The organism is Faecalimonas sp. LCP19S3_D12, assembly GCF_052121495.1.
Lineage (GTDB): Bacteria > Bacillota > Clostridia > Lachnospirales > Lachnospiraceae > Faecalimonas.
Map to the genome: position 1 here is coordinate 13745 of NZ_JBQKED010000033.1, position 24236 is coordinate 37980.

21 protein-coding genes are annotated in these 24236 nt (G+C 41.0%); 19 read left to right on the forward strand and 2 right to left on the reverse strand.

Annotated features, from left to right (window positions below):
• From ACTQXY_RS10715 to xylB, 5 genes are all read left to right on the forward strand, one after another.
• The gene (locus tag ACTQXY_RS10715; protein WP_441659443.1) at positions 1–684 is read left to right on the forward strand and encodes a DNA alkylation repair protein; all 684 of its coding nucleotides are present in this window, start codon (positions 1–3) and stop codon (positions 682–684) included.
• A gap of 22 nt (positions 685–706) precedes the next feature.
• Positions 707–1540 carry an AraC family transcriptional regulator gene (locus tag ACTQXY_RS10720; RefSeq protein ID WP_441659444.1) on the forward strand — a complete coding sequence of 278 codons (834 nt, stop codon included), beginning with the start codon at positions 707–709 and terminating at the stop codon, positions 1538–1540.
• A gap of 142 nt (positions 1541–1682) precedes the next feature.
• Positions 1683–2300: a DUF4867 family protein gene (locus ACTQXY_RS10725; RefSeq protein WP_441659445.1), complete on the forward strand. Its 618-nt coding sequence runs from the start codon at positions 1683–1685 to the stop codon at positions 2298–2300.
• 18 nt (positions 2301–2318) lie between these two features.
• Positions 2319–3803: an L-fucose/L-arabinose isomerase family protein gene (locus ACTQXY_RS10730; RefSeq protein WP_441659446.1), complete on the forward strand. Its 1485-nt coding sequence runs from the start codon at positions 2319–2321 to the stop codon at positions 3801–3803.
• 99 nt (positions 3804–3902) lie between these two features.
• A complete protein-coding gene (gene xylB, locus ACTQXY_RS10735; protein WP_441659447.1) occupies positions 3903–5375 on the forward strand; it encodes a xylulokinase in 1473 nt (490 codons plus the stop codon).
• A gap of 47 nt (positions 5376–5422) precedes the next feature.
• Here the strand turns inward: xylB and ACTQXY_RS10740 are convergent, their stop codons facing one another.
• A complete protein-coding gene (locus ACTQXY_RS10740; RefSeq protein WP_441659448.1) occupies positions 5423–6304 on the reverse strand; it encodes a helix-turn-helix domain-containing protein in 882 nt (293 codons plus the stop codon).
• A 231-nt stretch (positions 6305–6535) separates the two neighbouring features.
• Here ACTQXY_RS10740 and ACTQXY_RS10745 point away from each other — a divergent pair, with 231 nt between their 5' ends.
• Genes ACTQXY_RS10745 through ACTQXY_RS10755 form a run of 3 tightly spaced genes read left to right on the forward strand, consistent with a single transcriptional unit; the run spans position 6536 to position 10748 of the window.
• Complete coding sequence (locus tag ACTQXY_RS10745; protein WP_441659449.1) at positions 6536–7894, forward strand: glycoside-pentoside-hexuronide (GPH):cation symporter; 1359 nt, start codon at positions 6536–6538, stop codon at positions 7892–7894.
• 11 nt (positions 7895–7905) lie between these two features.
• Positions 7906–9081, forward strand: a complete 1176-nt coding sequence (locus tag ACTQXY_RS10750) for a cellulase family glycosylhydrolase (protein WP_441659450.1) — start codon at positions 7906–7908, stop codon at positions 9079–9081.
• A 20-nt stretch (positions 9082–9101) separates the two neighbouring features.
• Positions 9102–10748 (forward strand): glycoside hydrolase family 43 protein, encoded by a 1647-nt coding sequence (locus tag ACTQXY_RS10755; RefSeq protein ID WP_441659451.1) that lies wholly within the window; start codon positions 9102–9104, stop codon positions 10746–10748.
• Positions 10749–10770: 22 nt separating this feature from the next.
• Here the strand turns inward: ACTQXY_RS10755 and ACTQXY_RS10760 are convergent, their stop codons facing one another.
• Positions 10771–11130 carry a helix-turn-helix domain-containing protein gene (locus tag ACTQXY_RS10760; protein ID WP_412364077.1) on the reverse strand — a complete coding sequence of 120 codons (360 nt, stop codon included), beginning with the start codon at positions 11128–11130 and terminating at the stop codon, positions 10771–10773.
• 185 nt (positions 11131–11315) lie between these two features.
• Between ACTQXY_RS10760 and ACTQXY_RS10765 the strand changes: the two genes are divergently transcribed.
• From ACTQXY_RS10765 to ACTQXY_RS10815, 11 genes are all read left to right on the forward strand, one after another.
• On the forward strand, positions 11316–11777 hold the full coding sequence (locus ACTQXY_RS10765) for a hypothetical protein (protein WP_441659452.1): 462 nt from the start codon (positions 11316–11318) through the stop codon (positions 11775–11777).
• Between the two features lie 64 nt (positions 11778–11841).
• The gene (gene ispG, locus ACTQXY_RS10770) at positions 11842–12942 is read left to right on the forward strand and encodes a flavodoxin-dependent (E)-4-hydroxy-3-methylbut-2-enyl-diphosphate synthase (protein ID WP_441659453.1); all 1101 of its coding nucleotides are present in this window, start codon (positions 11842–11844) and stop codon (positions 12940–12942) included.
• A gap of 15 nt (positions 12943–12957) precedes the next feature.
• Positions 12958–17433, forward strand: coding sequence for a PolC-type DNA polymerase III (locus tag ACTQXY_RS10775; RefSeq protein ID WP_441659454.1), 4476 nt, complete (start codon positions 12958–12960; stop codon positions 17431–17433).
• Between the two features lie 199 nt (positions 17434–17632).
• The gene (locus tag ACTQXY_RS10780; RefSeq protein WP_441659455.1) at positions 17633–18346 is read left to right on the forward strand and encodes a response regulator; all 714 of its coding nucleotides are present in this window, start codon (positions 17633–17635) and stop codon (positions 18344–18346) included.
• On the forward strand, positions 18347–19618 hold the full coding sequence (locus ACTQXY_RS10785; RefSeq protein WP_441659456.1) for a GHKL domain-containing protein: 1272 nt from the start codon (positions 18347–18349) through the stop codon (positions 19616–19618).
• A 163-nt stretch (positions 19619–19781) separates the two neighbouring features.
• Entirely contained in the window at positions 19782–20579 is a 798-nt protein-coding gene (locus ACTQXY_RS10790) for a hypothetical protein (RefSeq protein ID WP_441659457.1), read from the forward strand.
• Positions 20576–21376 carry a hypothetical protein gene (locus ACTQXY_RS10795; protein ID WP_441659458.1) on the forward strand — a complete coding sequence of 267 codons (801 nt, stop codon included), beginning with the start codon at positions 20576–20578 and terminating at the stop codon, positions 21374–21376. Before ACTQXY_RS10790 ends, ACTQXY_RS10795 begins: the two co-directional genes overlap by 4 nt.
• Positions 21348–22145 (forward strand): hypothetical protein, encoded by a 798-nt coding sequence (locus tag ACTQXY_RS10800; protein WP_441659459.1) that lies wholly within the window; start codon positions 21348–21350, stop codon positions 22143–22145. Before ACTQXY_RS10795 ends, ACTQXY_RS10800 begins: the two co-directional genes overlap by 29 nt.
• Positions 22135–22962: a DUF2705 family protein gene (locus tag ACTQXY_RS10805; protein WP_441659460.1), complete on the forward strand. Its 828-nt coding sequence runs from the start codon at positions 22135–22137 to the stop codon at positions 22960–22962. The genes ACTQXY_RS10800 and ACTQXY_RS10805 overlap by 11 nt, the downstream gene beginning before the upstream one ends.
• Positions 22959–23603: an ATP-binding cassette domain-containing protein gene (locus ACTQXY_RS10810; protein WP_441659461.1), complete on the forward strand. Its 645-nt coding sequence runs from the start codon at positions 22959–22961 to the stop codon at positions 23601–23603. The genes ACTQXY_RS10805 and ACTQXY_RS10810 overlap by 4 nt, the downstream gene beginning before the upstream one ends.
• A complete protein-coding gene (locus tag ACTQXY_RS10815; RefSeq protein WP_441659462.1) occupies positions 23600–24112 on the forward strand; it encodes a DUF5028 domain-containing protein in 513 nt (170 codons plus the stop codon). Before ACTQXY_RS10810 ends, ACTQXY_RS10815 begins: the two co-directional genes overlap by 4 nt.
• Positions 24113–24236 lie beyond the last annotated feature (124 nt).

Consider the following 24236-nt stretch of genomic DNA (forward strand, 5'->3'; position numbering starts at 1 on the left):
ATGAATATCCGAATAAGATTAGAAAGTCTGGCAGAGCCAGACTTTCGCGCGTTTATGGCAAAATTGACACCGAATGTTCCAAAGGAAAAGATGCTTGGAGTAAGAATCCCAAAGCTTCGAAAGCTTGCAAAAGAGCTAGCAAAAACAGATTGGAGAACCTATTTGGAAGAGGCGAAAGATGACAGCTTTGAAGAGATTATGCTGCAGGGACTGGTAATCGGATATATAAAAGCAGAACTTTCAGAGATACTTATTCAAGTGGAACAGTTTCTCCCGAAGATTGACAATTGGGCGGTATGCGACAGTTTTTGCGCGGGACTGAAGCTGCCGAAACAATATCCGCAGGAGATGTGGGAATTTATTGTGCCGTATCTGAAAGACGCAAGACCGTATCATATCCGGTTTGGTGTTGTCATGATGCTCGATTATTACACTGACCGAGAGCATGTAAAAGAAGGACTTGCTCTGCTTGATCAGATACGGAATGAAGATTATTATGTAAAAATGGCAGTTGCATGGGCGGTTTCTATTTATTATATTAAGCTTCCCGATGAGACGATGGCATATTTGAAGAAGAACAATCTGGATGATTTTACATACAATAAAGCGTTGCAAAAGATTACCGAATCTTTAAAGGTATCAAAAGAGACAAAACAGTTGATTCGCAATATGAAAAGAAAGTAGGAGAGGGGGATGGTGAGAAAATATGGAAAAAGAGACAGCGTATAAACATGAGCTTGTGGTGCCAAATGAAGATCTGCCATTCAAATTATTTGTGTTTGAGGGCAAAGAAGGAAATTATGTGAGGGACAGACACTGGCATCGTTCAATTGAAATTTTTGCCGTGTTTGAAGGGAGCCTTACCTTTATTTTAGATGAGAAAAAAGTGCCGCTCAAAGCGGGAGAATTTATTATTGTGAACTCGAATGAGGTTCACTCTGTTTTTTCACCAAAACCGAATCTGACGATAGTACTGCAGATTCCATTGGCGACGTTTGAAAAATACTATTCTGAGGAGCGATTTGTATTGTTTTCCCATGAACCCAGTGTGGACGACAGTCAGATGATGGAACTGATTCAGAATATGTATGAAAATTATGTCAAGAGAGCATGTGGATATGAGTTTCAAGTGCAAAGTCAGTTCTACATGCTTATGTACCTCATGATCACACAGTATCGAATTAATGAAGTGAGTGAGGATATGGTGAAAAGTCACAGGAAGTTGAATCGGCTTTCTTCGATTACTTCTTATATCCGAGATAATTATCAAAAAGAATTATCTTTGGAATATATTGCAGAGATATTCGGATACTCTCCGACGTATTTATCAAAAATGTTTCAGAAGTATGCAAAGATCAATTATAAAGCGTATTTACAAAGTGTGCGTGTAGAGTATGCGTATCAGGAGCTTGTCAAAACGGACAAGACAATCAGTGAGATTGCGGCAAAACATGGATTTTCGAATCAAAAGGCATTTGCAAAAGAGTTTCAGAAGAAATATGGAATGTTGCCGAGTGAATATCGCAAGCATATGCTGTAATCAATCGAATATCATTGTATGAGGGGAATATGAAAATGACAAGAAATTGCCATCATATGGATAAGTTTTTGGAAGAAATGATGAAAAAACATTGTTAAAATATAGATACAAATAAAACAAAAGCAAATCAGGAGGAAGCGGAATGAAAATTCAGAATGTAACAGAGGAAGCTTTTAACAAATATGGAAAAGTGCTTGCTCAGTATGATTGTGCAGAACTTATCAAAGAGATGGAACATACACCTCTTCCGGAAGATGTCATTTATGTGCCGTCTGTGGAGGAATTGGAAGTACTTAGTGTGGCGAGAGATTTTCAAAACAGTATGTATGGGGGACTCCCGATTCAAATTGGATATTGCAACGGTCATAACCATTCATTAAATGCACTAGAATATCATAGAAGTTCTGAGGTAAATGTGGCGGTTACGGATTTGATTTTACTGCTGGGTGTTCAGCAGGACATCAAAGAAGATGACACTTACGATACTTCTTTAGTAGAAGCTTTTCTTGTTCCGGCAGGGACAGCGATTGAAGTATATGCGACGACGCTTCACTATGCGCCGTGCAGCGTAGGAGAAAAAGGCTTTCGATGCGTAGTTGTACTTCCGAAAGATACAAACACAGAGATTACATTTGCATTGAAAGAAGAAGGCGAAGATCGCCTGATGACTGCAAAGAACAAGTGGCTGATCGCGCATGAAGAGGCAAAAATTGCAGGTGCATTTAACGGATTAAAAGGTGAAAATATTACATTGTCATAAGAAAATGGAGGAAGAATCATGAACAATATGCCAAAATTAAAAATCGGTGTGGTGGCAGTCAGCAGAGACTGTTTCCCGGAAAGTTTATCAGTAAATAGAAGAGCAGCTCTTATGAAGGCTTACACAGAAAAATATGGAGATACAGAAATTTACGAATGTCCAATCTGTATCGTGGAAAGCGAAATTTACATGGTACAGGCACTGGAAGATATCAAAAAAGCGGGATGTAACGCGCTGGTTGTATATCTTGGTAACTTTGGGCCAGAGATTGCGGAGACATTGCTTGCAAAACATTTTGAGGGACCAAAAATGTTCATTGCGGCGGCTGAGGAAACCGGAGACAATCTGATTCAAGGGCGTGGAGATGCGTATTGCGGTATGTTAAATGCAAGCTATAACTTAAAGCTTCGCAACGTAAAAGCATATATTCCGGAATATCCGGTTGGAACAGCAGAAGAGTGTGCGGATATGATTTACGAATTCCGTCCGATCGCAAAAGCAATTATTGGATTAAATAGCTTAAAAATTATCAGCTTTGGTCCACGTCCGCTGAATTTCCTTGCTTGTAATGCACCAATCCAGCAGCTTTACAACTTGGGTGTCGAGATTGAGGAAAACTCAGAGCTGGATTTGTTTGAAGCATTCCACAAACATGCAGGAGACGAAAGAATTCCGGCAATTGTAAAAGAGATGGAAGAAGAATTGGGCGCAGGAAACAAAAAGCCTGAGATTCTTGCAAAATTAGCTCAATACGAATTGACATTGAAAGACTGGGTGGAAGAACACAGAGGCTACAGAGAGTATGTGGCAATCGCCGGAAAATGCTGGCCGGCATTCCAGACACAGTTTGGTTTTGTACCATGTTATGTCAACAGCCGTCTGACAGCACAAGGAATTCCGGTATCCTGCGAAGTGGATATTTATGGAGCGCTGAGTGAATTTATCGGAACGGTTGTAAGTGAAGACACAGTGACATTACTTGATATCAACAATAATGTTCCGACAGATTTATATAAAGAAGATATTGAAGGAAAATTCAATTATACACAGAAAGATACATTTATGGGATTCCACTGCGGAAATACAGCGGCATCTAAATTGTCATTCTGCGAGATGAAATATCAGCTTATTATGGCAAGAGCACTTCCGGAAGAAGTGACACAGGGAACCTTGGAAGGAGATATCATGCCTGGAGATATTACATTCTTCAGACTGCAGAGCACATCTGACAACAAACTGCGCGCGTATATTGCACAGGGAGAAGTGCTTCCGGTGGCAACACGTTCCTTCGGTGCAATCGGTATTTTTGCAATTCCTGAGATGGGAAGATTCTATCGTCATGTATTGATTGAAAAGAATTTCCCACATCACGGAGCAGTTGCATTTGGTAACTTTGGAAAGGCATTGTTTGAAGTGTTTAAATACATCGGAGTGCCAGTGGATGAGATCGGATATAATCAGCCGAAAGAGGTTCGTTATCCAACAGAAAATCCGTGGCGCTAATGAATTGGGGACGTAGTAAAATTCAATTTTACTACGTCCCCAATTGAAAAATGCCCTGTCCCTTTTTGAATAAAACACAATATATAGAGGAGTAAGTGTATGTTATACATAGGTGTAGATTTAGGAACTTCAGCAGTAAAATTGCTTTTAATGGATGAAAATGGAAAGATAAAAAACATCGTATCAAAGGAGTATCCGCTTTCGTTTCCGAATCCAGGATGGTCGGAACAAAACCCAAAAGATTGGTTTGAAAAGTCAATGGAAGGAATCAGGGAATTGACAAAGGACTGTGACAAAAGTCAGGTGCAGGGAATCAGCTTTGGTGGACAGATGCATGGGCTTGTGGTGCTTGATGATGAGGATGAAGTCATTCGTCCGGCGATTCTATGGAATGACGGGAGAACAACAAAAGAGACAGATTACCTGAATATGGTGATTGGGAAGGAGACGCTTTCGAAATATACAGCGAACATTGCGTTTGCAGGATTTACAGCGCCGAAGATTCTTTGGATGAAGGAAAATGAGCCGGAACTATTTGCAAAAATAAATAAAATTATGCTTCCGAAGGATTATTTGGCATACAAATTATCTGGAACATTTTGTACGGATTATTCAGATGCTTCCGGCATGTTACTGTTAGATGTCCAAAATAAATGTTGGTCACAAGAAATGATAGACATCTGTGGAATCAGAGAGGAGCAGCTTCCAAAACTGTTCGAAAGCTATGAGGTGGTCGGAAGTTTAAAACAAGAAATTGCAGAAGAGTTAGGACTTTCTAAGACGGTAAAAGTTATTGCGGGAGCAGGAGATAATGCTGCTGCGGCTGTCGGAACAGGAACAGTTGGAGATGGAAGATGTAATCTTTCACTTGGCACATCCGGAACAATTTTTATTTCCAGCAAACAGTTTGGAGTAGATGAAAATAATGCTTTACATTCGTTTGACCACGCAGATGGCTATTATCATTTGATGGGCTGCATGCTCAGTGCAGCATCTTGCAATAAGTGGTGGATGGATGAGATTCTGCAGACAAAAGAATATGAAAAAGAGCAGGAAAATATTACAAAATTAGGTGAAAATCAGGTGTTCTATCTACCATATCTGATGGGAGAACGTTCACCGCATAATGATCCGCTGGCAAGGGCTACATTTGTAGGAATGACAATGGACACGACACGTGAAGAGATGACACAGGCTGTTTTAGAAGGTGTGGCATTTGGACTTCGCGACTCATTAGAGGTGGCGAGAAGCCTTGGAATTCAGATTGAACGTACAAAAATTTGCGGAGGCGGGGCAAAGAGCCCACTTTGGAAAAAGATTATTGCAAATGTAATGAATCTGAAAGTGGATGTTATTGAAAGCGAGGAAGGACCAGGATATGGAGCGGCAATACTTGCGGCAGTCGGCTGTGGAGCGTATGAAAGCGTGGAGGCAGCGACAGAAAAATTGGTCAAAGTAGTCGATACAGTGGAACCGACTCAGGAGCTTGTCGCAAAATATGAAGAGCGCTATCAGAAATTTAGAAAAATTTATCCGGCAATGAAAGGCTTATTTCAGGAATTAGCGAAATAGGAAAAAGAAGAGCTGAAAAAAAGCTCTTCTGTTGCTGTTTTAAAAGGTTAATTTTGATGCAATTTGTGCTTGTTACGAATCCTCAGCGGCGTAGCTCCAAAATGTTCGTGAAACATTCTGCGGAATAATTTATAATTTGTAAATCCGTGTCGTTCTAAAATCAAATGAATCGCGTCGTCTGTTGTGATCAGGTCACGGTAAATGTGAGAAAGGCGCAGCTCATTTTGATATTCTAAGAAAGTAATTCCCATATGTTTTTTGAAAAATCGGCAAAAATACCCAGTCTGTAAACAGGCTATACGAGCGATTTCTTCCAGTGAGATCGGTTGAGCATAGTGCTTGGACACATAGTTTAAGATCAAATCCAGCCGGTCACGGTCTTTGTTCTTCTGACTGAGATCTGATGGAAAAAGCTGGATGCTGAAATTGTGTAACAGCTGGAACAGTAACTCAAACAGCAGACTGTTAAAACGCAGGATAAATCCCTCTGGCCGGATGTCATTTGCAATCTGCATCTGTGTCAGAGTCTCTTTAAATCGTGCCATTTTTGTCTGACGAACCAGATCAGAGGTGTTTTCATCCAATAGGAAAAATAACTGTTGAATATTTGGAATGTAGATTTCCATAAATTCTACCGGAATCTGCAACAAAATAGCAGTGTTGGGCTGTGTGCACTTTGTCGAATGCATAATATTTGCATTGATAAGTGTACAATCGCCTGCCTGCATCAAAAATGTCTGAGATTCGATTGTCACTTCCAATTTTCCTTCAAGAAGATAGATGATCTCGACAGCACGGTGCCAGTGCGTCGGGATGTAGCTTCCCTCGTCCACGGAAGTTCGGAACATTACACCGGTTGCCTGCGGGACGTCGATAATCTCGTATAAATGTGAATTTTTCTGAGTGTTTTCCAAATTGTTATCCTTCATGTCATATGCACCTCTTTCTTATTTATCTCATTATACAATATAAAAAAGAGAATATCGACCGCTTTTTTAGATTTTTTAAGACCTACTGAACAAGGGAGAAATGTGGTACTATATAAGCATAGAAGGTAGAAAAAATGAAGAAAAACAGATGTGCACAAATGTTTGATTCAAAAATAATGTTTTTAAAAAGTAAAAATGTACCTGAAAAGAAGAAAGGTGAGGAATCAAAAGATGAATAAGAAGGCAAAGTTAAGTATGGGAAAAATCGTCGAACGTTTTTCCTATGGATGTGGAGATTTTGGATGCAATATCATCTATACGGCAATGTCAGCATTTCTTGTATTTTATTATACCGATTATGCAGGAGTAAATGCATTGGCAGTGGGAACGATTATGATGGTGTCAAGAATTTTTGATGGTATCAGCGATATCATCATGGGTGTCGTTGTAGACCGGACAAAATCCCGGTTTGGGAAGGCGAGATCCTGGATATTGCGTATGTGTATTCCGTTTGCGATATCTGGGGTATTGCTGTTTTCTGTGCCGACATCGTGGACATCTACACCAAAACTAGTTTATGTATTTATCACGTATAATCTTGTGTCAACGATTATTTACACTGCAATCAATGTTCCGTACTCTGCGCTCAATGCGCTGATGACACAGGATCCGTATGAACGGTCAGTGTTGAGTATTTTCCGAAATCTGCTTGCAACAGCAGGAACGTTGCTGATCAACACATTTACATTACCGCTTGTAGAATATTTTGGAAATAATGCGTCAGCATGGACAAAAACATTCTGTGTGTTCGGTGTGATTGCGATCATAGCATTTTTATTTACGTTCTTTGGAACAAAAGAGCGTGTGGGGGCTGCGGAGTCAGCTGTGAATGAAGTTCCGTTTAAAGAAGGTGTAAAGGCGTTGTTTAAGAACAAATACTGGATGATGATGACTGGAATGCTTGCATTATTTTTCCTCATGTATTCTGTAAATGGAGGCTCTACGGTTTACTATGCGAAAGATATTTTAGGGGACAAAAATCTGGTTGGGACAATCAACGGAATTTTCAATATTGTACAAATTTGCGGAATGTTCTTTATCGCGATGCTTGTAAAACGGTTTGGAAAGAGAAATGTATTTGCAATCGGTCTTGTGTTTGACATTATCGGGATGCTCGTGCTGAATTTTTCAGGCGGCTCGCTTGCGATTATCATCGTATCCAGTGTGATCCGTGGTATTGGAAATGCGTGTGGAGGAGCAACCATGTGGGCGATGGTATCTGACACGATTGATTATGGCGAGTGGAAGACAGGATACCGAACAGAAGGGCTTGTGAACAGTGCATGTAGTTTTGGATATAAGATTGGAAATGGTATTGGTTCAGCGTTGCTTGGATTGATCCTGGAAGTCGGAGGCTATGCGGGAGAAAAAGCGGTGCAGTCTGCATCAGCGCTGTTTTCCATTGAAATCTGTTTTGTGTGGATTCCGATTGTTGTCTATATACTGGGGCTGATTATCATGAAATTTTATCACTTAGACAGGGAATTTGACGGCATTATTGCGGACTTGAAAAAACGCGCGGAAAAATAGGAGGAATGGAAATGTATATCAAAGGTGTAAATTTAGGAAACTGGCTTGTGCTGGAGAAATGGATGAGTCCGGCGCTGTTTGAAGGAACGACAGCAGAAGATGAGTATTACCTTCCAAGACAACTCTCAAAAGAGGTATATGAGGCACGAATCAAGGTGCATCGTGCAGAATATATTTCGGAGCGTGATTTTGTGGCAATCAAAGCAATGGGAATGGAGGCTGTGCGAATTCCGGTGCCATATTTTATATTTGGAGACAGAGAACCGTTTATCGGGTGCGTAGAAGAATTGGATAAGGCATTTAACTGGGCAGAAAAGTACGGATTACAGATATTGATAGATCTGCACACTGCACCGGAGGGACAAAATGGCTTTGATAACGGAGGTATTTGCGGAGTATGCAAATGGTCTAAAAATCCGGAAGAAGTGGAATTTGTGCTGACAGTGCTTGAACGGCTGGCAAAGCGTTACGGGAAAAGAAAAGGGCTGTGGGGTATTGAAGTGCTGAATGAACCAATTACAGAAAGTGTGTGGGAACTGTTTGATGTGTCAAACCGCTATCCGGCAGTCGACAAGGAGATGGCGGCCGGCTCCGGACCTAATACACTTGCATTTTTAAGGACATTTTATCAGGAAGCGTATGACCGCATACGAAAATATATGCCAAAAGAAAAATATGTTGTCATTCACGATGGATTTGTGCTTACAGCGTGGAAAGATTTTATGCGGGAAGAAAAATATGTAAATGTTGTGCTGGATACACATCAGTATCTAATGATGGCAGAGGCAGCTGGATGCGAACAGACGATAGAAGGATACACATGCTTTGTGAAAGAACATTATGAAAAAGAAATTGAGGAGATGGAGCAATATTTCTCGGTTATCTGTGGAGAGTGGTGTCTGTTCAATTCTCTTGCATGCGGATGTGACACAAAAGGCGGGCAGAGTGTGTTAAACGGCGTGGACGGTGCAAAAGAGGAGCGATTGACTTTAGAGGAAAAGAACGCAATCTATCGGGCTGTCGCTGATGCACAGCTTCAGGCATGGCAAAAGGGAAGCGGATATTTTTACTGGAGTTATAAGCTTTTGACGGATACGGTAAATGAAAACGGATGGCTTGGCTGGGACAGCTGGGATTTAGGGCGATGTGTCGATTTTGAATGGTTTCCGACACAAAAGAAGAAATAACAAAAAGGGGGCATAAGACTATGATTTTAAATCCGATACTTCCGGGATTCAATCCCGATCCATGTATTTGCAGAAAAGGGGATGACTACTATCTGGCAGTGTCTACGTTTGAATGGTTCCCGGGAATTCCGGTTTATCATTCAAAAGATTTGAAACACTGGGAATTATATACGCATATTTTGACTGATGATGAGGCGGTTGACTTGAAAAAGCTGCCGAGTGCAAAAGGAATCTGGGCGCCTTGTCTGACTTATTGTGAAGAGGAAGATATGTTCTATGTGGTATACGGTGTGATGAATTCCATGAATGCGAGATACTTTGATGTAGATAATTTTTTGGTGAAATCAAAAGACATCAAAGGACCGTGGAGCAAGCCCGTATATCTGCATTCATCAGGATTTGATGCTTCAATCTTGCATGATGACGACGGAAAGAAATATATTGTCTCTTTGGAATGGGAGACAAGAGAAGGGTATGAAAAACCGGGATTTATCTGCATTGTTGAGTATGACCCAAAAAAAGAAGAGATTGTTGGATATCCAAAACCACTTTGGCGAGGCGGAACAGACAGGGGATGCATTGAGGCGCCGCATCTGACAAAGAGAGGAGAATACTATTACATTATGTGTGCCGAGGGCGGCACGGGGTATAATCACTGTGTGACGATGGGACGTGCTAAAAATGTATGGGGACCGTATGAAAAAGATCCGATGAACCCGATTGTGACAAGTGTGCCGGGAGAATCCAATGAGCGAAAAGACCCGGATCATTTAAAGCCGAAATATTTCAATCCGGATTCTGTTTTGCAAAAATCAGGGCATGGAAGTTATGTGGAATTGCCGACAGGGGAAGTGTATCTGGTACATCTTTGTGCGAGACCGTTTGTGCCGGAACTTCGCTGTACACTTGGACGTGAGACTGCAATCCAGAAAATGAAATGGACGAAAGATGGGTGGCTTCGCATGGCAGATGGAACCAATCTTGCAAAGAGCGAGGTGGAAGAAAGCGCACTGCCAGAGGAAGAACTTCCGACAATTCCTGCGTTTGATGATTTTGACGGAGAAGAATTGGGCAATTTTTATTATGCACCGCGTATTATGCCGCAGCGTTTTGCAGATGTGACAGCGCGGAAAGGGTATGTGAGAATCAGGGGACAGGAATCGCGCACGTCTTTGAATAAAGTAAGTATCTTGGCAAGAAAGTTGACAAGTGTGTATGCGCGGGTAACGACCAAGATGGAATTTACTCCAGAGATTCATCAGCATAGCGCCGGACTGATTATGTATTATGACAATATGAACTATGTAAATCTGAGAAAATACTACAGTGAGACACTTGGGCAGAGTGCGCTTTCTATTATTCAACTGGAAAATGGAGAAAAGACAGAATTTTTAAACACCAGGATTCCGGTGGAAGACAGACCAATTTACTTGCGGCTCTATGTACAGGGGAGAGAATCTTGGTTTGAGTGGAGTTATGATGGAGAACAGTATGAGCGAATAGGCAGGGTGTTTGACACGACAAAATATTCGGATGAGTATTGTAAATATGGGGAATTTACAGGGACATTCGTCGGGATGACTTGTGCTGACAGGGTATTGCATAAGCATTATGCAGATTTTGATTTTTTTGAATATCTTGCAGATGAGAGCAGAAATGTAGAATAAGGAATGTGCGAAAGCACATTCCTTATTCTACATTTTGAGCATCATCACGCAACTGAAGTAATTCAATATATTTTAAGACATCCTGTTTGGATTCAAGTGATAATTTCCGATAAGCCATAATCACATCACGATCCAATGATTTTTCATTCGGCTCTTTTTTTAGATGGATATCTATGTTCGCAGCTTCTGAGCCGGAGATCAGATAGTCGATGGATACATGAAAGTAATTTGCAATTTTCTCTAGTTTTTCAAAATCAGGTTGACGACTTTTGGTTTCATAACCTGCAATGGTAGGACGAGAGACTTGTAAGTATTCAGCCAGCTGACCTTGGGTAATATTCCGTGTTTCGCGCAAGTCTTTTAAGTTATTCCCGAAATTCATATATCGTCCTCCTTGTCTTTATTTTTTCTATTTTATCAATACTGTTCTGTAAAAAGTGGAAAAGTGCCGATTTTCAACAAAAGAAAGTTGATTGGTTGAAAAATGGAACAAAAATAGGGCGTTGACATAAAAACACAAACTCCGTATAATTTAAGTAGGCAATAAAGTTGAGGGGAATGATAGACATGATGATAGCAAAAAACGATGAAGAAAAAAGAAGTAAAATGTGGCGTTTTGTAACAGGCATCGCATCCATAATTATTATATTGGTTGTTGCATTTTTTATTACAAAACTTTTTGCGGGCAATCCATTAGACGGGAGATGGGAATCAGAAGAGAACAGCATGACGCTGATTTTTCAGGGAAATAATGATTTGACCGTAAAATTAGATTCTGCCGATGAAGGAACAGACATAAAAGTAAAGATGGATTATGTGCTTGACAAAGATGCAAAGACGATTACGATTAAAGTAGATGAGGCGGCTTTGCAGAAGGCAGCGGACAAATCGGATGGTCAGGTGACCGCAGAGAGTTTGGAAGCATCGCTTGGCAAGATTTCATCTACATTTGATTATAGCATTGAACAGAATGTGCTGGTACTTGCAGAGCGTGAATATGGGGATCAGCTTGTATTTACAAGACAGTAGCAGAAGATAGAGGCAGGAATAAGCAAAGAGTCTGACATGTCAGACTCTTTGCTTATTAGTGGAATTGGGGAGAGTTTATGTTCTCCCCGAGTATGAAAGGAGACAGAACATGAGACGAGAAGAGACAAAGGTAGTTCAGATAGGAAACTGTAAGATTGGCGGAGGGAATCCGGTTGCCATTCAGTCTATGACAAATACAAAGACAGAGGATGTGGAGGCGACAGTTGCCCAGATATTGGCATTGGAGGCAGCAGGCTGCGATATTATCCGCTGTGCGGTGCCGACGATGGAGGCGGCAGAAGCGCTCACAGAGATAAAAAAAAGAATTCATATTCCGCTTGTTGCAGATATTCATTTTGATTATCGTTTAGCGATCGCGGCAATCGAACATGGAGCAGATAAGATCCGTATCAATCCGGGAAATATCGGAGATGTGTCGAGAGTGCGTGAGGTTGTGGAAAAAGCAAAAGAATACAATGTGCCTATCCGTGTGGGGGTCAACAGTGGATCGTTGGAAAAACATCTTGTGGAAAAATACGGTGGTGTGACGGCCGAAGGCATTGTGGAAAGCGCGCTGGACAAGGTGCATATGATTGAGGAGATGGGGTATGACAATTTAGTGGTCAGTATCAAATCTTCTGATGTGATGATGTGTGTAAAAGCACATGAATTGATTGCAGAGCAGTGCCCATATCCGCTTCATGTTGGAATTACGGAATCCGGAACAATTTTATCTGGAAATATCAAATCCTCAGTCGGGCTTGGCATTATTCTGTATGAAGGAATTGGAGATACGATTCGCGTATCTCTGACAGGAGATCCACTCGAAGAGATTAAATCAGCAAAACTCATTTTAAAGACACTGGGGCTTCGCAAAGGAGGAATCGAAGTAGTGTCCTGCCCGACTTGCGGAAGAACAAAGATTGATCTTATCGGACTTGCCAATCAGGTGGAGAATATGGTCGCAGATATCCCGCTTGATATCAAAGTGGCTGTGATGGGATGCGTTGTGAACGGACCGGGAGAAGCAAAAGAGGCAGATATCGGAATCGCCGGTGGAATCGGGGAAGGACTTTTGATCAAGAAAGGTGAAATTGTGAAAAAAGTAAAGGAAGAGGAACTTTTAGATACTCTTCGGAATGAATTATTAAATTGGGAAAAATAGAGATGGAGAAATATGATGACAAAGCAATTCTTTGATGTGTTTCCGACTTTAAAAGTAAATAGTGATTGCAAAGTACTATTTGAAAATGTGGAAGTGACGAAAGTTACGACAAATTCAGACAGGGACTATCTGCACGTCCATTTATTCAGCACGCATCTGCTTGCGAAGAGCTGGATTTATAAGATGGAAACAATGATTAAAGAACAGTTATTTGGGCGAAATCGGATTCGGATTCGGATTTACGAGGATTATCAGTTGTCCGGTCAGTATACACCGGAGAATCTGATGAATGAGTACAGGGAAAGCATTTTGCTGGAATTGAAAGAACGAAGTGTTGTCGAGCACAATATGTTCCTGAATGCGAAGTATCATTTTGAAAATGAAAACCATCTGTATCTTAAGTTGGATGACACAATTGTGGCGCAGGGAAAACAGGACTCGATTGTAGGCTTGTTGAATGAAGTGTTTGAGGAACGGTGCCATGTTCCGATTCAAATTCATGTGGAATATCAGCAGGCAAAGACAAGTAAGATGCAGGAGCACAATGCCCGTATACTTCAGCAGGCAATTAATGCGATCGTGGAAGAGAATGCAGCAAAACTTGAGACAAAGGAGACGAAAGAAGAGGTAAAACAAGAAAAGAAAGAACAGAAGGAGACAGCGAAAACATCTGCAAAAGCTCCGGCAAAAGAGATGCCAAAGAAGAAAGAGTTTTATCGCCCGCTTAAGAGATCGGACGATCCGAATCTGATCTATGGACGTGATTTTGAGGATGAGACGATTGAACTGTCACAGGTGGTCGGAGAGATGGGAGAGATCACATTCCGCGGACAGGTGACAAGCTTTGATACACGTGAGATTCGAAACGAAAAGACCATTGTCATATTTGCAGTGACCGATTTTACAGATACGATCATGGTAAAACTGTTTGTGCGAAATGATCAGCTTCCGGAGCTGCTTGGAGAGGTGAAAGCAGGAGCGTTTTTGAAAATCAGAGGTGTCACAACCATCGACAAATTCGACAGTGAACTGACGATTGGCTCCGTTGCCGGAATAAAAAAAATTCCGGATTTTCGAACGACCAAAAAGGATACAAGTGCAGAGAAAAGGGTGGAACTTCACTGCCACACGAAGATGAGTGATATGGATGGTGTCTCTGATGTGAATAAGATTGTAAAACGAGCACACGACTGGGGACATCCTGCGATTGCAATCACGGATCACGGTGTTGTGCAGGCATTCCCGGATGCGAATCATTTTATCGAAGGACTTGATAAAGATGATCCGTTCAAAGTGATTTACGGGGTGGAAGCATATCTGGTGGATGATCTGACAGATATCGCAGTGCATGCAGGGAATCAGACACTTGATGATACATATGTGGTGTTTGATATCGAGACAACCGGATTCAGTGCTGTGGAAGATCATATCATTGAGATTGGCGCAGTGAAGGTGGAGAATGGAAAGATTACGGATAAGTACAGTACATTTGTAAATCCGCAAGTTCCGATTCCGTTCGAGATCACGCAGCTTACAAGTATTGACGATTCTATGGTCATGGATGCACCAAAGATTGATGTGATCCTTCCGCAGTTCTTGGAATTTGTCGGAGACGCCTCTCTTGTGGCGCACAATGCAGGGTTTGACGTCGGATTTATCGAGCAGAACTGTAAAAATTTGAATATTGAGCAGGAATTTGTGTCGGTGGATACGGTTGCACTTGCGAGAGTGCTTCTTCCAACGCTGTCGAAATATAAATTGAATATTGTGGCGAAAGCATTGAACATCTCACTTGAGAATCATCATCGTGCTGTGGACGATGCCGGGGCGACCGCAGAGATTTTTGTGAAATTTGTCGAGATGTTAAAAGAGCGGGAAATCACGACATTAAAAGGAGTGAATGCATTTGGTGCGACGAATCCGGATGCGGTGAAAAAGATGCCGACGTATCATGCAATCATTTTGGCGAAAAATGATGTGGGAAGGGTCAACCTATACCGATTGATTTCATTGTCGCATTTGACATATTATGCAAGACGACCGCGTATTCCCAAAAGTGAGTTCAACCGCTATCGGGAGGGCTTGCTGATCGGAAGTGCCTGTGAGGCGGGAGAACTTTATCAGGCGGTACTCAATAACAAGTCGGATGAGACAATCGCAAGATTGGCAGAGTTTTATGATTATCTGGAAATCCAGCCGCTTGGCAATAACCGGTTTATGGTGGACAGCCCGAGATACAGCCAGATTCGAAGCGATGAAGACTTAAAAGATATTAACCGCAAAATTGTAAAATTGGGGGAGGAGTTTCACAAACCGGTTGTGGCAACCTGCGATGTACATTTCTTAGATGCGGAAGATGAAGTTTATCGAAGAATCATCATGACCGGAAAAGGCTTTGGCGATGCGGACAGCCAGCCGCCGCTTTATCTTCGCACAACAGAGGAGATGATGGAAGAATTCGCATATCTTGGAGCGAAAAAGGCGCATGAGGTGGTTATTGAAAATACGGTGAAGATTTCAGATATGATTGAAAAGATTTCCCCGGTTCGTCCCGATAAATGTCCGCCGGTCATTGAGGATTCGGATCAGATGTTAAGGGATATCTGTTACAGCAAAGCGCACGGCATGTATGGCGATCCCCTGCCGGAGATTGTAGTGGAGCGTCTGGAGAGAGAGTTGAACTCGATTATTTCCAATGGATTTGCCGTGATGTACATCATTGCACAGAAACTGGTATGGAAATCCGTTGAGGACGGTTACCTCGTAGGCTCACGTGGTTCGGTTGGTTCCTCGTTTGCTGCGACAATGGCAGGAATTACGGAAGTAAATCCGTTGAGTCCTCACTATTATTGTCCGAATTGTTTTTACAGTGATTTTGAGTCTGAGGAAGTCCGCGCATATGCGGGGGGCTGTGGTTACGACATGCCGGATAAACTTTGCCCGAATTGTGGGAAACCGCTTGTTAAAGATGGGTTTGATATTCCGTTTGAGACCTTCCTTGGATTCAAGGGAAATAAAGAACCTGATATTGACTTGAACTTCTCTGGAGATTATCAGAGTAATGCTCACAAATATACGGAGGTTATTTTCGGGGAAGGTCAGACATACCGTGCGGGAACAATCGGTACATTGGCAGATAAGACGGCATATGGATTTGTGAAAAATTATTATGAGGAACACGGACAGGGAAAACGAAAATGCGAGATCGAGCGTATTTTACAGGGTTGTACCGGAATTCGAAGAAGTACCGGACAGCATCCGGGAGGAATCATCGTTCTCCCACTTGGTCAGGATATCAACTCTTTTACACCTGTACAGCATCCGGCAAATGATATGACAACAGATATTATCACGACGCATTTTGATTATCACTCCATCGACCACAACCTGCTGAAACTTGATATTCTCGGTCATGATGATCCGACGATCATCAAGATGCTGGAAGAACTAGTGGAACAACTCACGGGAAAACCGTTTAAAGCGACGGATATTCCACTTGATGATCAGGGTGTGATGAAACTGTTTCAGGATACAAGCTCTCTTGGGATTACGCCGGATGATATCGGTGGATGTCCGGTGGGGTGTCTCGGAATTCCGGAGTTTGGAACAGACTTTGTTATTCAGATGGTGGTGGATACGAAACCGAAGACACTTTCAGATTTGATTCGTATTTCCGGTCTGTCGCATGGAACTGACGTGTGGCTCAATAATGCACAGGAATTGATTCGAAGCGGAAAGGCGACGATTTCCACGGCAATCTGTACCCGTGACGATATTATGACGTATCTGATCAACAAAGGAATGGACAGTGAAGAGTCATTTACGATTATGGAACGTGTCCGTAAAGGTCTTGTGGCGAAAGGCAAGTGTAAAGACTGGTCAGAGTTTAAAAAGGACATGATTGAGCATGGAATCCCGGACTGGTATATCTGGTCATGTGAAAAGATCAAGTACATGTTCCCGAAAGCACATGCGGCTGCCTATGTTATGATGGCATTTCGCATTGCCTACTGCAAAGTGTATTATCCACTTGCCTACTATGCGGCATATTTCAGTATCCGCGCCAGCGCATTTTCTTATGAGTTGATGTGTCAGGGAAAAGAAAAGCTGGAGTTCTATATGAATGACTACAAACGCCGCAGTGATTCTCTGAGTAAAAAGGAGCAGGATACATTAAAAGATATGAAAATTGTGCAGGAAATGTATGCGAGAGGGTTTGAATTCCTGCCACTTGATATTTACAGGGCGAAGGCGACAAAGTTCCAGATTATCGACGGAAAACTTATGCCGCCGCTCTCAAGCATTGAGGGTATGGGAGATAAAGCGGCGGATGCGGTTGAGATGGCTGCAGCAGACGGTCCATATCTGTCAAAAGATGACTTCAGGCAGCGGACGAAAGTAAGTAAGACCGTCATTGATTTCATGGCGGATTTAGGGATGTTTGGAGATTTGCCGGAGACGAATCAATTGTCATTGTTTGATTTTTCGTAATAGGAAAATAGGTTGCGGTATAGCTTGGGGAAAGGAGTTGTATGGGAACAAAATAGAATGAGACAGTCAATCAAACAGGAGATGAAGCGTGAAAGAGAACGTTCAAGGACAAAATGGCATTATTGAAGGACAATCACCATTTTCTTTTATGAAATATGTTATTCTATGAAGTCGAAAAATGGATCGGGGGGAGTGTGACATGAAAAAGATTGCGATTGTGGATGACAGTCGAGCATATATAGAGTTGATAACAGATGTATTAACAAAAGAAAGCGGCTGTACAGAAGATCATTTTGAAATTGATTCCTTTCAGAAAGCCTCTTCTTTGCTGTATGAATTGGAAGATGGGAATGATTATGATATTTATTTTCTAGATATTGAAATGCCCGAAATGAACGGGCTTGAATTGGCGAGGGAGATTAGGGAAAAAAATGAAGATGCTTATTTGATCTTTATTACATCGCATATGGAATTTGCGATTGATGGATATGAAGTTGAGGCGTATCAATATATTTTAAAAAGTATGCTGCGGGAAAAATTACCTCAGGTCATCGAGAAAATTTTGGAAAAAGAAGAGGCAGAAAGTAAAGAGGGGTATTATCAAATCATCACGAGCCACCGATATGAGAAGTTCCGTTATCAGAATATCATCAGTATTTACAAAGATGGGAAAAATAGTGTGTTTGAGACAAAGAATGGAATTTTTCGAGAGAGAAAGACATTGAATCAGGTGTTCAAGGAACTGCCAAAAGAGCAGTTTGTGTTTGCGGATCGTGGAAGAATTGTAAATATCGCCTGTGTGGCAAGTGTAAAGAGCGCACAAGTCGTTATGAGTAATGGAGAAGAATTTGCAGTCAGCCGTTCTCAGATGAATCAGGTGAGAAAGCAGGTTATGGAGTATTGGAGTAGATAGATGGAACAGATAGTGACAGCAGGAACAGTCTTAATTGAAGTATTTTTATGCATATGGTTTGCATATGGAACGGTATGCAAAGACGAGAATAGAGTAGATAGAAAGCGTGAATGGGCGGCTGTGGCAGTTGCTGTGACAGATGTGCTGCTTGTGGTTTGGCGCAGGCAGACGGCATATTTTGACATGTTGACAAGCGTTATGGAAATCAGCCTGATTGCAGTGGCGCTTCTGCTGCTGTCAGACAGCCGAAGGCGGATTCTATGTGAAACGTCCATATTTGTGTTCTGGATATTGAATATGGCAGACTATATCATAGGATTTTTGATTGTGACGTATAGGCATACAGACATTATGAATATATATCGGGTTAATGAGATACATGTAGCATTTTTGATTTTGAAATTAGTGTTTTTGATATTGGTCGGAATGCGAAAAATGGAGTTTCAGATACATGATTTAAAGAGCAACCGCAATGTATTTCGGACGTTGATCATCGTTGAAACTATAGTTGTGTGCTATTTTCAGTGGCAGTTAAAAAATCGGAGTTCAGAGCGGATTGTCTCAAATGGCGTAATACTCCTTTTTCTGGGTGGCTGTATTTTGGCGGCAGGGGTGGCAGCGGTTGTTCTGTTCAACGAGCGGGATTATATGAATTATATAAAGGTGCGAAATGATCAGTTGGAGCGTAATTATGAATCTATTTATCAAAACCAAAAGGAGGTATCCCGCATTTCACACGATTTTAAAAATCATATGAATCTGATTGTGAACTATCTAGAAAACAAAGAAGTGGAGAAAGCTTTACAGTATTGCTATCAAATTCGAGAACCGTTGCGTATGCAGGAAGAAAAGGTGTGGTCAGGAGACAAGGCGGTAGATATTGTATTGACAGATAAGCTGCAGTTGGCAAAGCGAAAAAAGATTGCAGTAGTTACAGAAATCCAACGCATGGGAAAACTTGGAATGACGGATTATGACATCTGTGTAATTTTTGCAAACCTTTTGGATAATGCGATTGAAGCGTGCTCTAAATTAGAAGAGGAAAAGCGGAAAATCTGGATAGTATTAAAAAAACAGGGACCGGTTTTGGTGCTGAAGATAGAAAACTGTGTAACAGAAAAATATGACACTATACGTTCGACCAAGCACGATGGCAGACCCCATGGAATCGGAATGGAAAGTGTAAAGAAGGCTGTTGTGAAATATCAAGGGCGTATGCAGATGAGATGGGAAGAGGAAACGTTTCAGGTGACAATTACTTTATTAGTATAGCTTTTTAAAGAATATAAGAGATGTCCTTCGTTGCAAACTGCAATTGGAGGACATTTTGTCGTTGTTAGAGACCAATGTAACAAGAAGGGCGAATTGTCTGTTACAATGAATATGTCATATGACAGTGGTATGCCAAAGATATAGAGATAAAGGAGAGATAAAAATGACTAGAAGAAAAACAGATGCAACATCTTCTTATATGAAAAGCTGTTTTTTAATAGGTGCACTAATTATTACAACTGTACTTTCGGGTTGCTCGAAACAACCAAAGCATGTCGAACAAAATCAAAGCGGAATTACAAATGGGAATAAAACAATTGCTAAAAATGACTTGGATAAGGATAGTGCGCCCGAATACGATGATGGAGGAAATAAAATCTTACCAGATATTGTTTCAAATCCAGCAGAGAAAGATTGGATTTTTTCTATGGGGGATCACGTTGAAGTTTTTGCTTTTCGACCAGAGAATGTAAAGTTAGATTTTTGTGTGGAAGATGCCACAGTGACAAAGTTGTATCGTGGTAATGAAAAATATGGTGGAGTGACAAAGGAATTAGTGGAAAATCCTTTAGATGTAGAAGTAGATGAAGATGGGAATTTGCTAAGTGATAACTATTATATGTGGTTGAGTGTAAAGGTTAAAAATCTTAGTAAAGAATCGGCAGATATCGTTTTTAATTCTTATACAATTGGAATGATTGATAACGAAAATTATCTACATGCTTTGGAGACTGCAACAGAGCCGATTTATACGAATAAAATTATTGATGTGAATAATACGGACAAAGAAGCGGCGTTTGAGACATTACAAGGAGGAGAAGAAAAAGTATATCAGATTGGTTATCTGTTGGGAAAAACAGATATTGAAAATAATCTGATTTACTATATTGGTGATACTGCTATGGAGACACCAACAGAAATGGCGCGGATTATCCGATTAGATAAGGTTGTGAAAGAATGAGACAATTATTAAAAAATGAATATTCCAGATTGTGGAAAAACAAATTATTATATATTGTATTTGGAATTGAGATGCTGATTGTATCTTTACATTTTAGCTACGAAGTACTTCGCTGGAAAGAGATGATTGCATATGGAATTTATCCACTTGGAGCATTTGAAAAATGGATTGGTGCAAATTGGAGTTCTCTGTATGCATGGCTGTATTTTATGCTATTGCCACTTTTGATGGCGATTCCGTATGGAGGCACTTTTTTAGAGGACATCAAGACAGGTTATGTGAAAAATGTGTTCACACGTGTTGGGAAAAGAGAGTATCTGTGGAGTAAATTCATCGTAGCATTTACAACAGGGGTATTAGCGCTGATTCCGCTTGTGCTGGATTTTATGATGACTGCCTCTGTGCTTCCGGCATTGATTCCGCAGGCAAGTACCGGGGTCTATCATATTGGAGCAGATTATCTGTATGCAGAATTGTTTTATGAACATCCATATCTGTATCTCGGAATTTGGCTGTTGCAGGACATTTTATTTTTGGGAATGCTTGCGGTCAGCAGTTTGACGGTATCTTTCTTTTGTGAATATACGTATGTTCCGATTCTGTTTCCATTTTTGCTCAGCATGCTGTCTTTTGGGGGTGGAGCGGCAGTCGGATATGCGCCGCTTGCAATGTTTCATATCATTAGTCCGGCGCAGACAGGAGGTATGTCGCTTGAAGTAATCGGGGCAGAGTTCAGTCTGTTGCTTTTGATTGGAGGAGGATACTTTTATGCAGGGTATAAAAAAGAACTGTTTTGATTGGAAACGATGGCTGCAAGAAAGCTCCATTTCAGTTAGGGGAAAAAGTAATCTGTGGGGATATGAATTGTTGCTTATTACAGTTTGTATTTTGGTTCTATATGGAAATATCCGCATCAATGCATCCGGCGGTGTCTGGTGTGGCGGAGATAGTCTTGTTGTGATGGATGATGTATTTACTAAGATATTTTTGACGCCGTTTTTCTTATATTTGCTGAATTTCCTGCTTCGAGATGATATGCGGATTCAGGTCATATTGCGAGAACAGGGGAAGCGGATTCTGTGGGGAAAATTTATGTTTAAAACGATGCTCGCCAGCGTTTGTTTTACCGTGAATGTATTTCTAATTACGTTCTTTTTCAGTACGGGAATGGGCAATTTGGCTTTGAACTGGAAAGAAGAGGAATCTTTTTTTTACAGGATGTGTGGAAGAGTGTTGAAAGATGTCAGTGTCGGAATGGTCAGTTTTTGGTTTTTGGTTTTGAATATATTCTTTTATCTGGCAATAGGGAGTATGTTTGGATTGCTGTATTGGCTCACAAAGAGAACTATATGGGGGTGGATTGTGTGTAGCATGATTCCGATTATTTATTTGAATCCTCCAGTAGAACTTTCGGGAATACTGAAGCTTCCTGAGCTATTATGGGGGAATTGGTTTCGGAAAGAAGACTTTTTTACGATGCTCATTTATATATTTGCTGTTGTTGTGTGTATATTTTTAGCAGGAGAAATTTTGGCAAAAAGGCGGGAATTTATGAATGAAAGATAAAGGTATATTTCAAAGAGTGTTTCGCTATGATATGCGGGTAGGAGTTTGGCAGGTGCGATATCGATATGGGATAGCAGGCATATTTTTGATTATTTTTATACAGTCCACAATACAGAAATTTCATAGCAATGACATGGAGATTCAGTATTGGGATGTTTTATATGCTATGTTTGAGGGAATACAGCCCTTTGTGCCGGGACGGGGAGAGCAGTTTGACTTACCGGTGCTTTTAATTGTATTTGAACTTTTGATGTTTTTTATTGTTGGAAATTACAGCAGAGCAGATATTTTTGGATATGGGAGACATGTGCTTCTTGCGGCAAAGTCAAAGAGGACATGGTGGCTTAGTAAATGCGTGTGGGTAATTGGGAATATTCTTTTATACTATGCGCTGGCAGGAGCGCTGTTGGTCAGCATGGTTTTTCTCAATAATCCTTCAATACGTTTTGGATTATCAAGTTCCTGTCTGTATGCTCAGACGGGAAGAAATGCGACGATGTTTTTAGGAAATCTGGTCTTTTTGCCGATTTTGACCTCAGTTATGATTGGATTGTTGCAGATGCTAGTTGGATTTGTGACAAAACCGATTTTTGGATATGCGTCGGTAATTGCTCTGCTTGTGATATCTTCTTATAGTGAATCACAGTGGCTTGCAGGGAATTATCTTATGATGCTGCGGAATCGGTTCATGGTTTCAGAGGGCGTTGGGTTTGCATTTGGAGTTGTTTATCAGTGCATTTTAATTGGACTGATTGTATTGATTGGGGTGATTTGGATGAATAAAAAAGATGTTTTGGAAGGAGGCGGTATGCCATGAAAATACAAGTGGAGCATTATACAAAACGGCTGAAAGGTGTTACCGTGTTGGAAGATGTGAATGTGGAACTGTGCGGCGGACATATTTATGGATTGCGTGGGAAAAATGGATCTGGAAAAACGATGTTTATGCGTGCAGTGAGCGGATTGATGAATGCAAGCGAAGGAAGGGTGTTGATTGATGGAAAAGAATTGGGGAAAGACATTTCATTTCCGCAGTCTATCGGCGTCTTGATAGAGAATCCGGCATTTTTGTCGAATTATACCGGATTTCAAAATTTAAAAATGCTTGCTGCAATACAGGGGAAGATCGGTGATGAGAAAATCCGACAAACGCTGCAAGCTCTAGGGCTAGAACCAGAGGATAAGCGGAAATATAAGAAATATTCACTTGGAATGAAGCAGCGGCTTGGGATTGTCTGCGCTATTATGGAAGAACCAGATATCATTATCTTGGATGAACCGATTAATGCCTTGGATCAAAAAGGGGTAGAGCTTGTAAAGGAAATTCTTTTACAGTTGCGTGAAAAAGGGAAGCTGATCATTGTAGCTTGCCATGATAATGCGGAATTGGAATATTTATCTGATGTCATTTACCATGTGGAAGAAGGAAGAATCTATTTGGAGGAGGGGGCTTCATGAGAAAAAAGATAATCGGTATCTTTGGTATTTTGGCAGTTGTTTTTTTGAGTGTTATTTTTATTTGGAATTATCGGAGAATCAATCAGATGTATCCAAATCCAGAACTGTTAAAAGCCGGAATTGGCGAGCCGGAAGCGTTAGACGGATATGAGTTTACATTGACTGATTTTCAGATGACAGATGGAGAAGAAATGAAAAGTATACTTGCCAGTGTGCACATCAAAAGAATTGCAGAGGGAGAGGGAACAATTAATATGACCGCAGTTGCCGGAGAATGCGGCGGGTGGAACAATGGAATTGATCCAGATTTATATCAAGTATGGAATCCCGGAAAAAGTATTCACCAACTAAAATTTTTGCAAAACCAAGAGGAAGATATCGTGATTCCAATTAGTATGCATAAAGCACAGTTTAAAAAAAGAGATTGGGAACGGATTGACGAAAAGACGTTTTCAATTGTATTAGGACTTTATCCAAAAAAAGTAATATTGGAAGGGAGATGCAAATAGTGATTTTGCATCTTTTTTTGTATAATAGGAAATTCCGATTTTTGTTGGAACAATGAATGAAAATAGCCCGCACAAAGTCGGGCATGAGAACAAGATGACGCTCGTTAGAAGATATAAAAACCTT